The 16,501-nt window shown below is 65.6% G+C and carries 18 protein-coding genes; 8 read left to right on the forward strand and 10 right to left on the reverse strand.

Features of this window, described 5'->3' with window-relative positions:
- Positions 1-7: 7 nt before the first annotated feature.
- From GH664_RS17420 to GH664_RS17430, 3 genes are read right to left on the reverse strand one after another with little or no spacing between them, the layout of a single operon-like run.
- Complete coding sequence (locus GH664_RS17420; protein ID WP_153169337.1) at positions 8-1,498, reverse strand: NYN domain-containing protein; 1,491 nt, start codon at positions 1,496-1,498, stop codon at positions 8-10.
- A gap of 49 nt (positions 1,499-1,547) precedes the next feature.
- Entirely contained in the window at positions 1,548-2,918 is a 1,371-nt protein-coding gene (gene radA, locus GH664_RS17425; protein WP_153169338.1) for a DNA repair protein RadA, read from the reverse strand.
- Positions 2,918-3,838: a LysR family transcriptional regulator gene (locus GH664_RS17430; RefSeq protein WP_153169339.1), complete on the reverse strand. Its 921-nt coding sequence runs from the start codon at positions 3,836-3,838 to the stop codon at positions 2,918-2,920. The genes radA and GH664_RS17430 overlap by 1 nt, the downstream gene beginning before the upstream one ends.
- 154 nt (positions 3,839-3,992) lie before the next feature.
- Between GH664_RS17430 and lplT the strand changes: the two genes are divergently transcribed.
- Entirely contained in the window at positions 3,993-5,243 is a 1,251-nt protein-coding gene (lplT, locus tag GH664_RS17435; protein ID WP_153169340.1) for a lysophospholipid transporter LplT, read from the forward strand.
- A gap of 87 nt (positions 5,244-5,330) precedes the next feature.
- Here lplT and GH664_RS17440 read toward each other — a convergent pair whose 3' ends face one another.
- The 4 genes from GH664_RS17440 to GH664_RS17455 form a co-directional block, all read right to left on the reverse strand.
- Positions 5,331-6,200, reverse strand: a complete 870-nt coding sequence (locus tag GH664_RS17440) for a uracil-DNA glycosylase (RefSeq protein ID WP_308445473.1) — start codon at positions 6,198-6,200, stop codon at positions 5,331-5,333.
- 110 nt (positions 6,201-6,310) lie between these two features.
- On the reverse strand, positions 6,311-6,733 hold the full coding sequence (rimI, locus tag GH664_RS17445; RefSeq protein WP_153169390.1) for a ribosomal protein S18-alanine N-acetyltransferase: 423 nt from the start codon (positions 6,731-6,733) through the stop codon (positions 6,311-6,313).
- 38 nt (positions 6,734-6,771) lie between these two features.
- The gene (gene tsaB, locus GH664_RS17450; RefSeq protein ID WP_153169341.1) at positions 6,772-7,464 is read right to left on the reverse strand and encodes a tRNA (adenosine(37)-N6)-threonylcarbamoyltransferase complex dimerization subunit type 1 TsaB; all 693 of its coding nucleotides are present in this window, start codon (positions 7,462-7,464) and stop codon (positions 6,772-6,774) included.
- 55 nt (positions 7,465-7,519) lie between these two features.
- Positions 7,520-7,732, reverse strand: coding sequence for a hypothetical protein (locus tag GH664_RS17455; protein ID WP_153169342.1), 213 nt, complete (start codon positions 7,730-7,732; stop codon positions 7,520-7,522).
- A gap of 341 nt (positions 7,733-8,073) precedes the next feature.
- Here GH664_RS17455 and ompR point away from each other — a divergent pair, with 341 nt between their 5' ends.
- The 7 genes from ompR to GH664_RS17490 all read left to right on the forward strand — a co-directional run bounded on the left by ompR (position 8,074) and on the right by GH664_RS17490 (position 12,881).
- Positions 8,074-8,817 (forward strand): two-component system response regulator OmpR, encoded by a 744-nt coding sequence (ompR, locus tag GH664_RS17460; protein ID WP_153169343.1) that lies wholly within the window; start codon positions 8,074-8,076, stop codon positions 8,815-8,817.
- Positions 8,818-8,835: 18 nt separating this feature from the next.
- Positions 8,836-10,257, forward strand: a complete 1,422-nt coding sequence (locus GH664_RS17465) for an ATP-binding protein (protein ID WP_153169344.1) — start codon at positions 8,836-8,838, stop codon at positions 10,255-10,257.
- Between the two features lie 178 nt (positions 10,258-10,435).
- Complete coding sequence (locus GH664_RS17470; protein WP_153169345.1) at positions 10,436-10,885, forward strand: group II truncated hemoglobin; 450 nt, start codon at positions 10,436-10,438, stop codon at positions 10,883-10,885.
- A 22-nt stretch (positions 10,886-10,907) separates the two neighbouring features.
- Positions 10,908-11,513, forward strand: coding sequence for a septation protein A (locus tag GH664_RS17475; protein ID WP_153169346.1), 606 nt, complete (start codon positions 10,908-10,910; stop codon positions 11,511-11,513).
- Positions 11,513-11,812, forward strand: coding sequence for a YciI family protein (locus tag GH664_RS17480; protein ID WP_153169347.1), 300 nt, complete (start codon positions 11,513-11,515; stop codon positions 11,810-11,812). Before GH664_RS17475 ends, GH664_RS17480 begins: the two co-directional genes overlap by 1 nt.
- A gap of 14 nt (positions 11,813-11,826) precedes the next feature.
- Positions 11,827-12,102, forward strand: coding sequence for a BolA family transcriptional regulator (locus tag GH664_RS17485; protein WP_228111593.1), 276 nt, complete (start codon positions 11,827-11,829; stop codon positions 12,100-12,102).
- Entirely contained in the window at positions 12,099-12,881 is a 783-nt protein-coding gene (locus GH664_RS17490) for a peptidylprolyl isomerase (protein ID WP_153169349.1), read from the forward strand. Before GH664_RS17485 ends, GH664_RS17490 begins: the two co-directional genes overlap by 4 nt.
- A 150-nt stretch (positions 12,882-13,031) precedes the next feature.
- Here the strand turns inward: GH664_RS17490 and GH664_RS17495 are convergent, their stop codons facing one another.
- From GH664_RS17495 to GH664_RS17505, 3 genes are read right to left on the reverse strand one after another with little or no spacing between them, the layout of a single operon-like run.
- On the reverse strand, positions 13,032-14,828 hold the full coding sequence (locus GH664_RS17495) for an acyl-CoA dehydrogenase (protein ID WP_153169350.1): 1,797 nt from the start codon (positions 14,826-14,828) through the stop codon (positions 13,032-13,034).
- A gap of 44 nt (positions 14,829-14,872) precedes the next feature.
- Positions 14,873-15,538, reverse strand: a complete 666-nt coding sequence (locus GH664_RS17500) for an energy-coupling factor ABC transporter permease (protein WP_153169351.1) — start codon at positions 15,536-15,538, stop codon at positions 14,873-14,875.
- Positions 15,539-15,565: 27 nt separating this feature from the next.
- Positions 15,566-16,501: an electron transfer flavoprotein subunit alpha/FixB family protein gene (locus GH664_RS17505; RefSeq protein ID WP_153169352.1), complete on the reverse strand. Its 936-nt coding sequence runs from the start codon at positions 16,499-16,501 to the stop codon at positions 15,566-15,568.

A 16,501-nucleotide genomic window follows, 5' to 3' on the forward strand; every position in this document is an offset into this window, starting at 1 on the left:
AGGACGCCTATTCGACGGCGTCGGGAGGCAACTCCTGCTTGCGCGGCCGCCGGCCGCGGCTGGCCTGCTTGCGCGGCTTCTTTTCAGCCACGGCATCCGCCTCGGCCACTGCAGCCACGACGGCCGGCTGCGGCTCTGACACCGGCTCGTGGTGCTGCGCCCTCTCCGCATCGCCGGCGCCCGCACCAGTCGGAGAAACAGTGGCGGCTTCAAGCGTTGGGGCTGTCGTCACGTGGTCAGCGGCAGTCGCCTCGTCCGCACTCTTGCGTCCACGCTTGCGAGCCGAGCCACCGCGTGGCGTGGCAGATTTGCGCTTCTGTCCGGAGCCACTCTCGGCAGCGGCCTGCGCGGCAGCCTCCGACGGCATCCCCGCCTCGATCCCTTCGTCGGCTCCCGGTGTTACGGCCTCGGCCCGATGCTCCACCTGGCCCGGCTCCACCTGGCTTGCAAGGGCTTCGCCCCCCGCGAGCTCGCTCGCCACCGGCTCGCGCGCAACTGACGTCGCCTCGCCGGTCTTGCGACCACGACGGCGGCCCTCCTTGGCCGGCTTGCGGCCGCCCTCCCGCGGCGCGACATCCACCGTTCCCTCGGCCATCGCCGCCTCAGCATCGCTGTCGGCAAGGACCTCCGCCGTTTCGCCGGATCCGCGCCCATTCGGCGCGTCGATGCGCACAGCCTCGGTGTGACCGCGTGACACGAAGGTCCGCCCCTTCTCGTCGCGCGTGAAATCGAGCAGGCCACGCGCGCGCGCCTCCTCGAGCAGGTTGCCGAAGGCGCGGAAGCCGTAGTACGACTCGCTGAAGTCGGGCTTGCGCCGCTTCATTGCTTCCTTCAGCACCGAAGCCCAGATCTTGCCGGAGTCGCCGCGTTCGGCATAAAGGGCGTCGAAAGTCTGCACCGCGAACTCGATCGCCTGCGCCTTGCGCGCCTCGACCTCCTCGCGCCGGCGCTTCTCTTCCTCGGGCGAGCGCTTGGCCGACGCCTGCGTCTCACGCGCCTCCTTGCGCGCATTGCGCTGGCTCTCGCGCACGAGGTCGTCGTAGAAGATGAACTCGTCGCAATTGGCGATCAGCAGGTCGGAGGTCGACTGCTTCACGCCCACGCCGATCACCTGCTTGGCGTTCTCGCGCAACTTGGAAACCAGGGGCGAGAAATCGGAATCGCCACTGATGATGACGAAGGTATCAACATGCGACTTCGTGTAGCACAGGTCGAGCGCGTCGACCACGAGCCGGATGTCGGCCGAATTCTTGCCGGACTGGCGCACGTGCGGAATCTCGATCAACTCGAAATTGGCTTCGTGCATGGAGGCCTTGAAGCTCTTGTAGCGATCCCAGTCGCAATACGCCTTCTTGACGACAATGCTACCCTTCAGCAGCAAACGCTCCAGCACGCGCTTGATGTCGAACTTCTCGTAGTTCGCATCGCGCACGCCGAGCGCGACGTTCTCGAAGTCGCAGAACAGCGCCATGCTGACGCTGTCGGACGATGAGGCCATGTTGTTCTCCAATGGGTCCGCGAACGCGTGATGCGTGGCGGAGAAGTTTTCATTCCAGATCGCGCAGCCGCTCCAGGGCCTCCTCGACCCGCTCGACGGCGATCACCCGCATTCCTTCGGGCGCCTGCTTCGGCGCATTGGCCTTCGGAACGATGGCGACGTCGAAGCCGAGTTTGGCTGCTTCCTTGAGCCGCTCCTGACCGCGCGGCGCAGGCCGGATCTCGCCCGCCAGGCCCACTTCGCCGAACACCGCCAGCCCGCGCCGCAGCGGTCGGCTGCGCAGCGAGGAGACAATGGCGAAAAGGATGGCGAGATCGGCAGCAGGTTCGGCAATTTTGACACCGCCCACCGCGTTGACGAAGACATCCTGATCAAAGCAGGCGATGCCGGCATGACGATGCAGGACTGCCAGCAGCATCGCCAGGCGCGTCTGCTCGAGCCCGACCGACAGCCGGCGCGGGTTGGGGCTGTGCGCGGCATCAACCAGCGCCTGGATCTCGACGAGCAACGGCCGCGTCCCCTCCTGCGTCACCAGCACGCAACTCCCGGGTACCTGCTGGCCATGCTGCGACAGGAAGATGGCCGACGGATTGGACACGCCACGCAGGCCGCGCTCGGTCATCGCGAACACGCCCAGCTCGTTCACCGCACCGAAGCGGTTCTTGAATGCGCGGATGAGCCGGAAGCTGGAATGCGTGTCGCCTTCGAAATACAGCACGGTATCGACGATGTGCTCTAGCACCCGGGGACCGGCGAGGGTGCCGTCCTTGGTGACGTGGCCGACGAGGATCAGGCTGGTGCCGCTCTGCTTGGCGAAGCGGGTGAGCTGTGCCGCGCATTCGCGCACCTGCGCCACCGAACCCGGCGCCGACTGCAAGGTCTCGGAATAGACCGTCTGGATCGAGTCGATCACTGCCACGCGCGGACGGCTGTCGCGCAGCGCGGCGAGGATGCGCTCGAGGTTGATCTCAGCCAGCATCTGCAGCGGCGATGGCGGCAGTTGCAGCCGCTGCGCGCGCAGCGCCACCTGCTCGCCCGACTCCTCGCCGCTCACGTACACCACGCTCTGACTGCCGGCCAGGTGCGACAGGGCCTGCAGCAGCAGCGTGGACTTGCCGATGCCGGGATCACCGCCGATCAGCACCACGCCGCCACTCACCAGGCCGCCACCCAGCACGCGATCGAACTCCTCCAGCCCGGTCGGTTGCCGAGGCTCCTCACGCGGCTGCAGCGACGACAAGGGCTGCAGGCGGCTCGCCTGGCCGGCAATTGCGGCGAACCGCCCGCCCGCGCCCGGCGCAGCCTCCACCACGCTCTCGACCAGCGTGTTCCACGCCTGACACTGCGGGCACTGCCCCTGCCAGCGTGCAAGCTGCGCGCCGCACTCGGTGCAGACGTAGGCCGTGCGCGATTTCGCCATCAATCCGTCCCGCAGGCTTCCCGTTCCATTCTCGCCATTTCCTCACAGGCGAAATCGGCGAAGGTGGTGATCAGCCGCGAGCGGAACTTGTCGCGCGGAATGATGACTTCGAGCGGCGTGAACATCTGTGGTTCGAGCGGCACCGCGACCAGCTTGCCCTCGCGCACGTCGCGCCGGATCGCAACGCGCGATGCAATCGCAAAGCCCAGGCCTTCGGCGGCGAGATGCTTCACCGTAGCGAGGCTGCCCAGCTCCGCGCAGAGCGGAACCTCGCTCATCTGGATCCCGGCGGCGGCGAAGAACTCTTCCGAGAGCTGACGGATCGCGTTGCCGCTGTCGCGGTTGATGAAGGGATGGCCGACCAGGTCACCGGCCTTGAGCCGCTCGAAGCGGGCGAGCGGATGGTCCGCGCTGCAGATGACCATCAGCTCGTCCTTGGCCGCGCTGCGGCACTCGATCGAGTTCTGGTCGCTGACGATCTCGATCAGGCCGATATCCAGATCCCGCGCCGCCACGCGATCTTCCGTGAGCTGGGAGTTGCCGACGACGACGCGTGGCACCACCCGGGGAAAGCGGCGCTTGAAGCCTTCCAGCAGGCGCGGCAGCCAGTAGGCGGCAATCGTCGTGCTGGTGCCGATGTTGAGCGTGCCGGCGAGTTCGTCGGTGAGCTCCGAAACGCGCGACTCGAGCTCCTCCGACAGGCCGAGGATCCGCTCCGCGTAAGCAAGCACGAGCTCGCCGGCCGCCGTGAGGCTGATCTTGCCATGCCCGCGATCGAGCAGCCGTGTGTCGAAGTGCTCTTCGAGCTGCTTGATCTGGAAAGTGACCGCCGGCTGCGTCATGAAGAGATGCTCGGCCGCGCGCGTGAACGAGCCGTGCTTCGCCACGGCGTGAAAAACCTGGAGTCTGCGATCTGCCATACGCATGATAAGTGTGTTTTATGAACGGAATTAGATCACAAAATCCCGTCGATCTCACCACGACATCGACTCGAAGCCGGCAGCCGCGCCTCACAAGGCGTGCAGCTTCGTGTTATAAACCGCGCTCCCGATATCGCGACGCTCGACTCACACGATGCCGCTCGGCTTCTACATCATCATGGCAGCGCAGTTCTTCTCCGCGCTCGCCGACAACGCCCTGCTCATCGTCGCAATCGCCCTGCTGCGGGACATGTCCGCTCCTGCGGAGTACGAGCCGCTGCTCAAACTCTTCTTCACCGTGTCCTACGTCGCCCTGGCTGCCTTCGTCGGCGCGTTCGCCGACTCGATGCCCAAGTGGCGCGTGATGTTGATCAGCAACACGATCAAGATCGGCGGCTGCCTGATGCTGTTCCTCGGCGTGCATCCGCTGTTTGCCTATGCGGTGATCGGCCTGGGTGCCGCCGCCTATTCGCCCGCGAAGTACGGAATCCTCACCGAATACCTGCCGCACCGTCTGCTGGTCGTGGCCAACGGCTGGATCGAGGGCCTGACGGTGGGCGCGATCATCCTGGGCACGGTGATGGGGGGCATCCTCATCCGCAACGACGTGTCCGCCTGGCTGCTGTCGCTGCACCTGCCGCTGGTGCATTCGGCCTTCGAGGCGGGCGTGCTGGCGATCGGCACGCTGTACCTGATCGCAGCGGGCTTCAATCTGTATGTGCCCGATACCGGAGTCGACCACAAGCCGCTCAAGAACAACCCGCTGTACCTGATCCACGACTTCAACCACTGCCTCAAGCTGCTCTGGCGCGACAAGCTCGGCCAGATCTCGCTTGCCGTCACCACGCTGTTCTGGGGCGCGGGCGCAACCCTGCAGTTCATCGTGATCAAGTGGGCCGAACACAACCTCGGCCTGTCGTTGTCCCAGGCTTCGATGCTGCAGGGCGTAGTGGCCATCGGCGTCGCCTTGGGCGCCGTGCTCGCCGCACGGTTCATCACGCTACGGCGCTCGGTGCAGGTCATCCCGCTCGGCATTGCGATGGGCCTGGTGGTACTGGTGATGATCGGTGTGACCGATTCCCGTGTCGCGATGGTGTTGATGGTGATCGTCGGCGGCCTGGCGGGATTCTTCGTCGTCCCGATGAACGCCCTGCTGCAGCACCGCGGGCACATCCTGATGGGGGCCGGACACTCCATCGCAGTGCAGAACTTCAACGAGAACCTTTCGATCCTGATGATGACCGGCACCTACGCCGTGCTGATCATGCTCGGGCTTTCGATCAACACCGTGATCGTGCTGTTCGGCCTGTTCGTCGCGATTTCCATGTATCTGGTGAGGCTGCGCCACCAGGCCAACCAGCGCGAGCACGACGCGGTATCGCTGCTCGAAGACCACCCGCATTGACTGGCGTCGAGGCGGCCAGATGAGGCCGCCTCTTCCGTCTTCTGCCGGCTCGTCATTGACAGCAAGCAATGACGCCGCCCGCCGACTTCAGGCGCTGGGGCTTGCCTGCATGCAGTGCCGCGCAAAGCACAGATCTTCCCAGGCCTTGCCCTTGTCCTGCGAGTTGCGCAGCAGATAGGCTGGATGGTAGGTCACGACCACCGGAATCCCGCGGTGGGCGAACAGCTTTCCACGTGCCGCACCAATGCGGACTTCGCTGCCCAGCAGCGCCTGCGCAGCCGGCCGTCCGAGCGCGACCAGCAGCCGCGGCTGCACGAGGTCGATCTGCCGCTCCAGGTAGGGCAGGCAGGCGGCGACCTCGCCGGCCTCGGGCGTGCGGTTATGCGGCGGGCGGCACTTCACTGCGTTGGCGATGTAGACATCGTCACCGCGCTTGAGTCCGATTGAGCCGAGCATGTTGTCGAGCAGCCGCCCCGCCTGGCCGACGAAGGGCTCGCCGCGCAAGTCCTCCTCGGCCCCGGGTCCCTCGCCCACCAGCATCCAGCGCGCACGCCGGTCGCCTACACCGGGAACCGCCTGGCTACGACGCTCGCACAGCACGCACGCACGGCACTCACGGATGTCCGCCTCGAGATCGTCCCAGGCCAGCGTGGCGATGCGTCGGGCGCGCTCGCCAGACGGATCCTGATCCAGCCCGGTCCGCGCAGACGACCTCGGTGCCGAGTCGTGCGCGGCCGACTTCAGCGGCGCGGAGCGGTGATCCGCGGCGAACTGGCGCCCTTCACCGCCTGACGGGCGCGACTGGGCGGCGGCATGCAGGCGCTCAATGCGCTCCAATGGCTGCGTCGGCGTCGACCGCTGCGGCTCCGGCGCCGAAGCTACGCCGCCCGCCGCCATCGGGAGCGCGGCCGCCGCATCGGGAATCCGCGCTGCGAGCGCTTCAGCGTTCGGCGCCATCACTTTAGCGTGGTCTCTGCCGCGCAAGCGCCAGACCGGACCCAACCCCATCTCGCGCAGCACTGCGGCGCGGCGCCTGGCGGCCGACGATGGATGCGCGATGGACGCTGTCAAAGTGCACACCTCATCACGATCGCATCCTCGCGCCCATCCACCGCTGGGTAGTAGTCTCGCCGGCGCCCGATATGCTCGAAGCCATGCTTCCGATACAGCGCAAGCGCCGCCTCGTTGGAGGGCCTCACCTCGAGGAAGAACTGCGTGGCGCCATGGCGTCGCGCCTCTTCGCGAAGGTGGTCGAGCAATGCCGCACCGTGACCGCGCCCCTGATAGCTGCGGTCGACGCTGATGTCGAGCAGATGCGCCTCGTCGAGGACCCGCATCATCACCGCGTAGCCGGCGCGGCGCCCTTCCACCTTCAGCAGCCAGCAACCATATCCGGCCACCAGTGAGTCGACGAAGTTGCCGCGGGTCCACGGAAATGCATGCAGATCCCGTTCGCAAGCGACGACCCAGTCGAGATCCTGTTCCGTCATCGGACCGAAGTGAAGGTCGGAAGAGGAGGCTTGCGACTTCAAGCCCTGCCTCCGCTGGCCAGTCGCTCGGCCGTGGTGAGCGCCACCTTGTCGCGCACATACAGCGGAGCGGCATGTTGCGGCGTGACCACTTCACCGCGTCGCAAACGTGCTGCCGCTAGCCGGGCTACCTGCGCGGCGCGTGGGATGACCTCTGCATCGAAGCCAGCAAGCGCTTCACCAAGGCGCGAACGCAGGGCCTCGCCGTGCACCGCGAAACCTGAGCCGACACCGAACCACTTCCCTTCGCGCACGGCAGTCGCTTCGGGCCGCACACAGGCTGGCTCACCCTGCGCCACGAGGGTGCCGTCGCCGTCGCGCTCATAGAAGCAGAAGTACAGCTCGCCCAGCCGCGCGTCGGTGGCGGCCAGGATGCGCTGTTCCGGACACAGCGAGGCAAGCGCCTCGAGGCTGCACACAGGGATCACCCCCTGGCCCCCGCCAAGCGCCAGACCTTGAGCGACACCGCATGCCAGCCGCAGGCCGGTGAATGCGCCCGGCCCGCTGCCGAACGCGATCGCGTCGAGACGGCTCACGGTCAGCCCGGCCTCAGCGAGCAGCCAGTCGATGCCTGGCAGCACGCCTTCGGAGTGAGCCGCAATGCCGTCCAGCTCGCACTCCAGGAGGTCTTCTCCGCTCAGCAGCGCAATGCTGCCGATCTCGCACGATGTTTCGATCGCCAGGATGTTCATGGACCGGCATTCTACTGCCAGCGATGCGTGCAGTCCTCTCCACCGGCGTCCGGCGTCAGTTGCGCCGGCGCGGCGGACGCGGGTCTTCCGGATAGGCGCCTCGCATAGCGTCGCGCAGGTCACGGCGAAGCGCGCTGCGCTCCTCGGTGCTCAGCTTGCGTCTCGTGGGCGCCGATTCCTCACGGTCGTTGCGCGGCGCGAGAGATTCACGCAGTCCGGCCGGGCGCTCGGCGCGGTCGCGCTCGCCCGCAAGGAAACCATCGAACATGGGCGGCCGCGCATGGGCACCCATACAAACCAGGGGCAACATGACAACAAGCAGCAGATGCCGTAGGCGAAACCTGCACAGCGGTCGGAACGAGGCAGATGAGAATGGAAACTTCATCGCAGACTCGCGAGGCCGGACTGATCCCCGCGAAGGTTTTGGGTGGATGGGCGAAAAATACGGCAATCGAACAACGATGGATAGCGTCCCGCCGCAGCTCTCCGGGCCTTTTGTAAGCCCATGTTGCGCTCCCTATGCGCACTTACGAAGCGTTACCGTGCAAGCTGCCCGCGGCACACGGCGTCCACTGGCAACTGGAATTCGTCGAGGATACGATTCGTCCCATGAATGCAAAAACCCGCTACCGCGTACTGCTGGTCGACGATGACGCTCGCCTGCGCGAGCTCTTGTCGCGTTATCTCCAGGAACAGGGATTTGCCGTCAAGGCAGTCGGCGATGCGCCGATGATGGATCGCGCACTGCACCGCGAACACTTCGACCTCATCGTGCTCGACCTCATGCTGCCCGGCGAGGATGGCCTTGCCATCTGCCGGCGCCTGCGAGCCGCCGAGAATCCCATCCCCATCATCATGCTGACGGCCAAAGGCGACGACGTCGATCGCATCCTGGGCCTTGAAATGGGCGCCGACGACTACCTCGCCAAGCCCTTCAATCCGCGCGAGCTCGTCGCGCGCATCCAGGCCGTCATGCGCCGCCAGCCGCAGACGCTGCCGGGTGCGCCCACGCCTGAAGACGAGGTCGTCTCCTTTGGCCGCGTGCAGGTAAATCTGGGCACGCGATCACTCACGCGCGACGGAGAGGAAATCCAGCTCACGACCGGAGAGTTCTCGCTGCTGAAGGTTCTGCTGCAGCATCCACGCCAGCCGCTTTCGCGCGACAAGCTGATGGAACTCGCACGCGGTCGCGAATACGGTGTGTTCGATCGCGCCATCGACGTGCAAGTCTCGCGACTTCGAAAGCTGGTGGAGGACGATCCGGCCAAGCCGAGGTACATCCAGACCGTGTGGGGCTTCGGGTATGTCTTCGTGCCTGACGACAGCAAGTCTGCTGGCGATGAGGCACAGTAGACCGGCGCCGCATACCTGATGTCGAGCTTCCTGCGCACGCTGGCTGCGCCGCTTTCCCGATGGTTGCCGCGTTCGCTCCTATGGCAGACCTTCATTCTCGTGGGGCTGCTGCTCATCGTCTCGCTGGGCGTCTGGTCGCAGATCTTTCGCTACTTCCAGGAGCCCGCACGCGCGCGTGACGTCGCCCAGATGGTTGCAAGCGTGGTCAACCTGACACGCACCGCGCTCATCAACGCCGATGCCGACCGCCGCACCGACCTGCTGATCGAGCTTGCGGCGCTGGAAGGCATCCGGATCTACCCGGCCGAGCCTTCCGATGACGTCGAGCCACTGCCCGACACCCGTCCGCTGAACCTCCTCACCACCCACGTGCGCCAGCAGCTCGGCGCGCACACCCGCTTTGCTTCGCGCTGGAAGTCGCTCGACGGATTCTGGGTCAGCTTCCGGCTCGACCCCGACGACAATACCGACGAGTACTGGGTGATGCTGCCGGCGGACCGCATCGAGCAACACCACGCCTTCGAATGGCTCGCCTGGGGTGGCGCCGCGCTGCTGGTTGCGCTCACGGGGGCATTCGTCATCGTCTCGCGCATCAGCCGGCCCTTGCGTAATCTGACACGGGCGGCGCTGATGGTCGGCAGCGGCCGCACCCCGCCGGTGCAGGAAGAGAAGGGGCCACAAGAGATCGCAGTGGTGGCGCGCGCCTTCAACCGCATGGCTGGGGAACTGGCCCGCACCGACGCCGACCGTGCGCTCATCCTGGCGGGAGTGTCACACGACCTGCGCACTCCGCTTGCTCGCCTGCGGCTCGGGATCGAGATGTCTGGCGCACCGTCGGGCGAGGTGCTCGCCATGGTTGCCGACATCGAGGAGATGGACCGCATCATCGGCCAGTTCCTCGATTTCGGGCGCGGTGACAGCCAGGAACCGGCCCAGCCGGTCGACACCGCGGGGCTCGCGCGCGACGTCACGGAGCCCTACAGGCTAAGGGGGCTCGACGTCAGGATCGACGCACCGGACACGCTCGTCACCGAGGCGCGCGCGCTGCCGCTGCGCCGATCGCTCTCCAACCTGATCGACAACGCGCTGCGCTACGCCGGCGAGGACAAACCGATCGATGTCCAGGTGTATTCGGAAGACAAGGACGTCTGCATCGAGGTCGCCGATCGAGGCCCCGGCATCCCCCTCGACCAGGTCGAGCGCATGCGCCATCCCTTCACCCGGCTGGAGGAAGCACGCTCCAACACCAAGGGCGCGGGCCTGGGCCTGGCGATCGTCGACCGCGTGATGCGATCCCACCATGGACGCCTCGACCTGTTGCCGCGCGAGGGTGGCGGACTGCGTGCCATTCTTCGCCTGCCGCGCACCGGCGGGTCACCGACCAGGCCCGCCCCGCCGGGTGACAGCGCAAGAGCCTTGATGAAGGGTGGGCAAGGATGAACCACGCCCTTCGCCGCCCCGCCGGGACCGCGCCGGCGGCGCAGTTGCCCCAGTCGTGGAAATTCCCGCACGCAATTCCCGGAACTGATGAATAATTTGCGGCGTTCTTTCCCCGGCACACCGCAGAACGGCGCCAAGCGAGCCGCCGTGTGCCTGGGCTCAAACCTGATCGACATTCATGCAGCCTGAAACAAGCCCCAAGCCCCCGCTCTCCCCCTACGAACTGATCGGTGGAGAACCGACCGTGCGTGCCATCGTCAAACGATTTTACGAACTGATGGACACACTCCCCGAGGCATGGGATGTGCGCAAATTGCACGGTGCGGACCTCGCAGGATCCGAGGAAAAGCTCTTCCTTTTCCTGTCTGGCTGGCTGGGCGGCCCGAATCTTTACGTCGAACGTTATGGCCCGCCCTTCCTGCGTGCCCGCCACCTTCCGTTCTCGATCGGCCGTGCCGAGCGGGACCAATGGATGTTGTGCATGCGCCAGGCGCTTGACGAGTTCGTGCACGACGGGGCGCTGCGCATCCGCCTGCACGAATCCCTCGCTGCCCTCGCCAACCACATGCGCAATCGCGCCGAGTCTCCAGCGCAGGCCGATGACGGCAGCGCGGGATCAAAGCCGTGACGGTCCTCTATAATTCGCGTTCATGAAATTCCTCTTCGACCTCCTGCCGGTCATCCTCTTCTTCGCCACCTACAAGATCGCAGGCGCCAATCCGGACGCGGCCCATGCGCTGGCGACCCAGTGGTTCGGCAGCGGCATCATGGCGACGCAAGCCCCCATCCTGATCGCCACCGCGGCCACCATCGTCGCCACCTTCCTGCAGATCGCCATCGTCTGGATCAAGCATCGGAAGGTGGATGCGATGCTCTGGGTCAGCCTCGCGATCATCGTGGTCTTCGGCGGCGCAACGCTGTTCTTCCACAACCCGACATTCATCAAGTGGAAGCCCACCGCCCTCTATTGGCTGTTCGGTGCGGTGCTGCTCGTTTCCGCCTCTTTATTCAGACGGAATCTCATTCGCAAGATGCTCGAGGCGCAAATCCAGTTGCCCGACTCCGTATGGGCGCGGCTGAATCTGGCGTGGGCGGGCTTCTTCCTGGCCATGGGCCTCATCAACCTTTACGTCGCCTACAGCTTCAGCGAGGAAACCTGGGTCAATTTCAAGCTGTTCGGCGCCACCGGCCTGATGCTTGCGTTCGTGCTGGGCCAGGGCGTGTATCTTTCCAGACACATCGAGGAAACCAACTGATGCTTTACGCCATGATCGGAGACGACGTTCCGGGCAGCCTTGAGGCACGCCTGAAGGCTCGCCCGGCGCACCTGGCACGTCTCGAGGCGCTGCGTGACGAGGGGCGCCTGGTACTGGCCGGGCCGATGCCCGCGATCGATTCGCCGGATCCCGGTCCTGCCGGCTTCAGCGGCACGCTGATGGTCGCCGAATTCGAGTCGCTGGCGGCCGCCGAGCAATGGTTTGCCGACGATCCCTACGTCACGCAGGGGGTCTTTGCCCGTACCAGCGTGAAGCCCTTCAAGAAGGTCCTCCCGTGACCACCCAGGAAAAGATGAGGGCAAGACTCGCCCCGCTGCAGCCCGAACGCATCGAGATCGGCGACGACAGCGCACTGCATGCCGGCCACGCCGGAGCGCGCAGCGGCGGCGGCCATTACCGCCTGCTGATCGTTTCGGCGCAGTTCGAATCCAGGAATACGGTGGCACGCCACCGCATGATTTATGACGCGCTTGGCGACATGATGAAGACCGACATTCATGCGCTCGCCATCCGCGCCGTTTCGGCCACCGAGGCCACCAAGCAACTCAGTCACGAGGAACCCCGATGAAGATTTTTCCGAGCCGTCTCGCCATTTCCCTGCTTGCCGGCTTCCTCACTCTTCCTGCGCTGGCGGCCGAGCCGATCGCCACCGTCAACGGCACGGCCATCTCGGCGGCCCGCGCGGACGCAATGATCGCCGAGCAGCGTGCCCAGGGCGCCCCCGAAAGTGCGCAATTGCGCGACGCGGTCCGCGAAGAACTGGTGCGTCGAGAAGTGCTGAGCCAGGAGGCGTCGAAGAAGGGTTTCGACAAGAAGTCCGACGTGCAGGCGCAAATGGACATGGCCAAGCAGGCGATCCTGATCCGCGCCTACCTGCAGGATTACGTGAAAGCGAATCCTGTCACCGATGCAGATCTGCGCAAGGAGTACGACGGCATCAAGTCGCGCATGGGTGACAAGGAGTACAAGCCGCGCCACGTGCTGGTCGAGACGGAGGACCAGGCCAAGGCGATCATCTCCAAGCTGCAGAACGGTTCCAAGTTCGAAGACCTGGCGAAGGAGTCGCGCGATCCGGGTTCGAAGGAGCGCGGCGGCGATCTCGGCTGGAGCAATCCGGGCATGTTCGTGAAGCCCTTCTCCGACGCGATGGTCAAGCTCGAGAAAGGCAAGTACACCACCACCCCGGTGAAGAGCGACTTCGGCTACCACGTAATCATGCTCGACGACGTGCGTCCGCTGCAGGCACCCTCGTTCGATGAAGTGAAGCCGCAACTGCAGCAACGCCTGCAGCAGCAGAAGGTCGAGAAGCACGTGCTCGAGCTGCGCAGCAAGGCCAAGGTGCAGTAAGCACAGCGAGCAGCAACAGGCCCGGCCGCAGTTCGCCGCACCGGGCACGAAAAACAGAAGGCCGACGGATCGCTCCGCCGGCCTTTTTCATCTGGGCTTGCGTGCCGCGAGGTCCGGCGACGACCCGCCAGGCCTCGGGCCAGTCAGCCGTCAGAACTGCTCTTCGGCAAGCTCCAGCGCGCCCCCTGCGCCATTGACCACCGTGTATGACAAGCCCGGTGCTTCGGCCAGCACGTGGTCGGCGTAGAAGCGCGCAGTGACGATCTTCGCCTGCAGGAAACGCGCATCGCCTTCGCCTGCGGCAAGCTTCTTCTGCGCGATGAGCGCCGCGCGCGCCATCTGCCAGCCGCCCGCGACGATGCCCAGCAGCTTGAGGAAAGGCACGGACCCCACCGATGCCGCCTTGATATCCTTGGCGTAGGTGGCGAGGATGTAGGCAACCGCCTCTTCCACTGCGGTGATCCCGGCGCCCAGGGCGCGACGGATCGCCGCGAAGGCTTCGCCATCGGTGGCGCCGAGTTCGGCCTCGACCTTGCGCATCTCGGCAACGACGCCAGCGACGGTCACGCCGTTTTCACGTGCGATCTTGCGCCCGATCAGGTCGTTGGCCTGGATCGCGGTGGTGCCTTCGTAGATCGGCGTGATGCGGGCGTCGCGCAGATGCTGCGCTGCGCCGGTTTCCTCGATGAAACCCATGCCGCCGTGCACCTGGACGCCGACCGAGGCCACATCGACCGAGTTCTCGGTGCACCAGCCCTTCACCACCGGAATCATGAGGTCGACGAAAGCCTGGTTGCGCGCGCGCACCTCGGGGTCCGCATGGCAATGCGCCTTGTCGGAGGCAGCCCCCACAACATAGGCCAACGCCCGCATCGCCTCGGTCTTGCTCTTCATCGACATCAGCATGCGGCGCACGTCGGCATGGTGGATGATGCTGACCTTGGGGCCACCACGGACGCCGGCCTCGGTGCCCTGCACACGTTCCTTGGCGTATTGCAGCGCGTGCTGGTAGGCGCGCTCGGACAGCGCCAGACCTTCCATTCCCACCGCAAAACGGGCCTCGTTCATCATGATGAACATGTACTCGAGGCCACGGTTGGGCTCGCCCACCAGGGTGCCGATGGCACCGCCCTTGTCGCCGAAGGCCAGCACCGCGGTCGGGCTGGCGTGGATGCCGAGCTTGTGCTCGATCGACACGCAATGCACGTCGTTGCGCGCGCCCAGGCTGCCGTCGGCATTGACGAGGAACTTCGGCACGACGAACAGCGAGATGCCCTTCACGCCCTCGGGCGCGTCCGGCAGGCGAGCCAGCACCAGGTGGATGATGTTGTCGGTGAGGTCGTGCTCGCCATAGGTGATGAAGATCTTCTGGCCGAAGATCTTGTAGGTGCCGTCGCCCTGCGGTTCGGCCTTGGTGCGCACCGCGGCGAGGTCGGAACCAGCCTGAGGTTCGGTCAGGTTCATGGTGCCGGTCCATTCGCCCGAGACCATCTTCGGCAGGTACATCGCCTTCTGTTCGTCGTTGCCACACAGCAGCAACGCCTCGATTGCACCCGTGGTGAGCATCGGGCACAGCGAGAAGGCCATGTTGGCGGACTTCCACATCTCCATCACCGCGGTCGCGACGAGCTTGGGCAGGCCCTGGCCGCCGAACTCGGGTTCGCCCGCCAGCGCGGTCCAGCCCGCCTCGGTGAACTGGTCGTAGGCCGACTTCCAACCGGTGGCGGTCTTCACTTCCCCGTCGTGCCAGGTGGCGCCTTCCTGGTCGCCCGTCCAGTTCAGCGGCGCGAGCACGCCGCTGGCGAACTTGTCGGCCTCTTCGAGGATGGCATCGACCAGATCGACCGAAACCTCTTCATTGCCGGGCAGCGCAGCGACCTCGTCGAGGCCGGCCAGCTCGCGCATCACGAACTGCATGTCGCGAATGGGTGCAGCGTAGTTGCTCATCGGTTGATTCCCTCCGTTTCGTTCGATTGAAATGTGACTTGGCGTCACTTGTTCAGCAGGTAGCGGTCATCGTCGAAACTCGATACCCACTCCGGCTTGTAGATCACGAGCAGGGTGACTACCGCACCGCTGATCCAGGCTTCCGAAAAACCCAGCAGCAGGAAGAACGGCAGGTACTCCGTCATCAGGAATTCGGCCGGATAGGCACCTGCGAGCGCCAGCACCAGCGAAGCGAACACCCCCTGCAGGATCACGGTCAATGCCGCGCCGGCAAAGCCGATGACGAAGATGAAAATGAAAAAATGGGCCGGCAACCAGCGCTCGACCAGCCTTTGCAGGCCCGCCGCAATGAGCACCGGCACGACGACCATCAGCATGAAATTGACCGGCCATGCCAACCATTCGGTGCTGCCGTTGAGGGCTATTCCGCACAGCGCCAGCGCCATCGCCACCATCGCCAGCCTCGGGCCAAGGATCAGCGTCGCCGCCATGGCACCGACAAGATGCAGGTCCAGTCCGGGTTTGACGCCTGCCTTCATGCTCCAGAGCAGCGTCAATGCCGTCGCGCAGCCCAGCATCACATTCAACGTTGGCCCCTCGCGCAGCCGCGTCCACGGTGCCCGTCGAAGAATGTCGTAGCCCGCGGCGAGCGCGAGGAGCAGCATGAAGACGTGCCATGTCGTCGAGAACTGCGATGGCTCCAGATTCATGCCGCCGCCCAGCGCACGCGGGAAGCCTCAGCCCAACGTTGCGGTCAGTTCGGGCACCACCTGGAACAGATCCCCCACCAGCCCGTAGTCGGCCACCTGGAAGATCGGCGCCTCCGGATCCTTGTTGATCGCCACGATCACCTTGGAGTCCTTCATGCCCGCCAGGTGCTGGATGGCGCCCGAGATGCCCACCGCAACATAGAGCTGGGGCGCGACGATCTTGCCGGTCTGGCCCACCTGGTAGTCGTTCGGAACGTAGCCCGCATCGACCGCCGCACGGCTGGCGCCGAGCGCCGCACCGAGCTTGTCGGCCAGCGGCTCGAGCAGGGCATGGTAGTTCTCGCCGCTGCCCACGCCACGACCGCCCGACACGATGATCTTCGCCGCACCCAGCTCCGGACGCGCGCTCTTGGTGATCTCGCGACCCACCAGTTGCGTCAGGCCCAGATCGGCCGCAGCCGCCACCGACTCGACCGCCGCCGCGCCACCCTCGGCCGCGACCGCCTCGAAGGCGGTGGTGCGCACGGTGATGACCTTGATCGCGTCCGAGCTCTTCACCGTCGCCAGCGCGTTGCCGGCATAGATCGGGCGCACGAAGGTGTCGGCCGATTCCACGCCGACGATGTCGGAGATCTGCGCCACATCCAGTTGCGCTGCCACGCGCGGCAGCATGTTCTTGCCGGCGGACGTGGCCGGGGCCAGCACGTGGCTGTAGCTGCTCGCCAAACCCTTCACCAGCTCGGCGACGTTTTCTGCGGTCTGCGCCTCGTAATGCGCGGCATCGGCCACCAGCACCTTGGCCACACCGCCAATCTTCGCGGCCGCCGCGGCCGCCGCGCCGCAGCCGGCACCGGCCACCAGCACATGAACGTCGCCGCCGATCTTCGCCGCCGCGCCGACGGTGTTGAGCGTGGCCGCCTTGATCGATTGGTTGTCGTGTTCCGCAATAACCAGGATCGCCAT

The sequence above is a fragment of the Thauera sp. 2A1 genome (assembly GCF_009469595.2).
GTDB lineage: Bacteria > Pseudomonadota > Gammaproteobacteria > Burkholderiales > Rhodocyclaceae > Thauera.

Excerpts from the sequence above, each read along its gene's own strand:
- rimI (WP_153169390.1), bottom strand. The coding sequence starts at position 6,733 with ATGACGGAACAGGATCTCGACTGGGTCGTCGCTTGCGAACGGGATCTG.
- GH664_RS17430 (WP_153169339.1), bottom strand. The coding sequence starts at position 3,838 with ATGGCAGATCGCAGACTCCAGGTTTTTCACGCCGTGGCGAAGCACGGC.
- GH664_RS17420 (WP_153169337.1), bottom strand. The coding sequence starts at position 1,498 with ATGGCCTCATCGTCCGACAGCGTCAGCATGGCGCTGTTCTGCGACTTC.
- GH664_RS17465 (WP_153169344.1), top strand. The coding sequence starts at position 8,836 with ATGTCGAGCTTCCTGCGCACGCTGGCTGCGCCGCTTTCCCGATGGTTG.
- GH664_RS17440 (WP_308445473.1), bottom strand. The coding sequence starts at position 6,200 with ATGGCGCCGAACGCTGAAGCGCTCGCAGCGCGGATTCCCGATGCGGCG.
- GH664_RS17470 (WP_153169345.1), top strand. The coding sequence starts at position 10,436 with ATGCAGCCTGAAACAAGCCCCAAGCCCCCGCTCTCCCCCTACGAACTG.
- GH664_RS17495 (WP_153169350.1), bottom strand. The coding sequence starts at position 14,828 with ATGAGCAACTACGCTGCACCCATTCGCGACATGCAGTTCGTGATGCGC.
- GH664_RS17505 (WP_153169352.1), bottom strand. The coding sequence starts at position 16,501 with ATGGCGATCCTGGTTATTGCGGAACACGACAACCAATCGATCAAGGCG.
- lplT (WP_153169340.1), top strand. The coding sequence starts at position 3,993 with ATGCCGCTCGGCTTCTACATCATCATGGCAGCGCAGTTCTTCTCCGCG.
- GH664_RS17500 (WP_153169351.1), bottom strand. The coding sequence starts at position 15,538 with ATGAATCTGGAGCCATCGCAGTTCTCGACGACATGGCACGTCTTCATG.
- radA (WP_153169338.1), bottom strand. The coding sequence starts at position 2,918 with ATGGCGAAATCGCGCACGGCCTACGTCTGCACCGAGTGCGGCGCGCAG.
- GH664_RS17490 (WP_153169349.1), top strand. The coding sequence starts at position 12,099 with ATGAAGATTTTTCCGAGCCGTCTCGCCATTTCCCTGCTTGCCGGCTTC.
- ompR (WP_153169343.1), top strand. The coding sequence starts at position 8,074 with ATGAATGCAAAAACCCGCTACCGCGTACTGCTGGTCGACGATGACGCT.
- tsaB (WP_153169341.1), bottom strand. The coding sequence starts at position 7,464 with ATGAACATCCTGGCGATCGAAACATCGTGCGAGATCGGCAGCATTGCG.
- GH664_RS17480 (WP_153169347.1), top strand. The coding sequence starts at position 11,513 with ATGCTTTACGCCATGATCGGAGACGACGTTCCGGGCAGCCTTGAGGCA.
- GH664_RS17455 (WP_153169342.1), bottom strand. The coding sequence starts at position 7,732 with ATGTTCGATGGTTTCCTTGCGGGCGAGCGCGACCGCGCCGAGCGCCCG.
- GH664_RS17485 (WP_228111593.1), top strand. The coding sequence starts at position 11,827 with ATGAGGGCAAGACTCGCCCCGCTGCAGCCCGAACGCATCGAGATCGGC.
- GH664_RS17475 (WP_153169346.1), top strand. The coding sequence starts at position 10,908 with ATGAAATTCCTCTTCGACCTCCTGCCGGTCATCCTCTTCTTCGCCACC.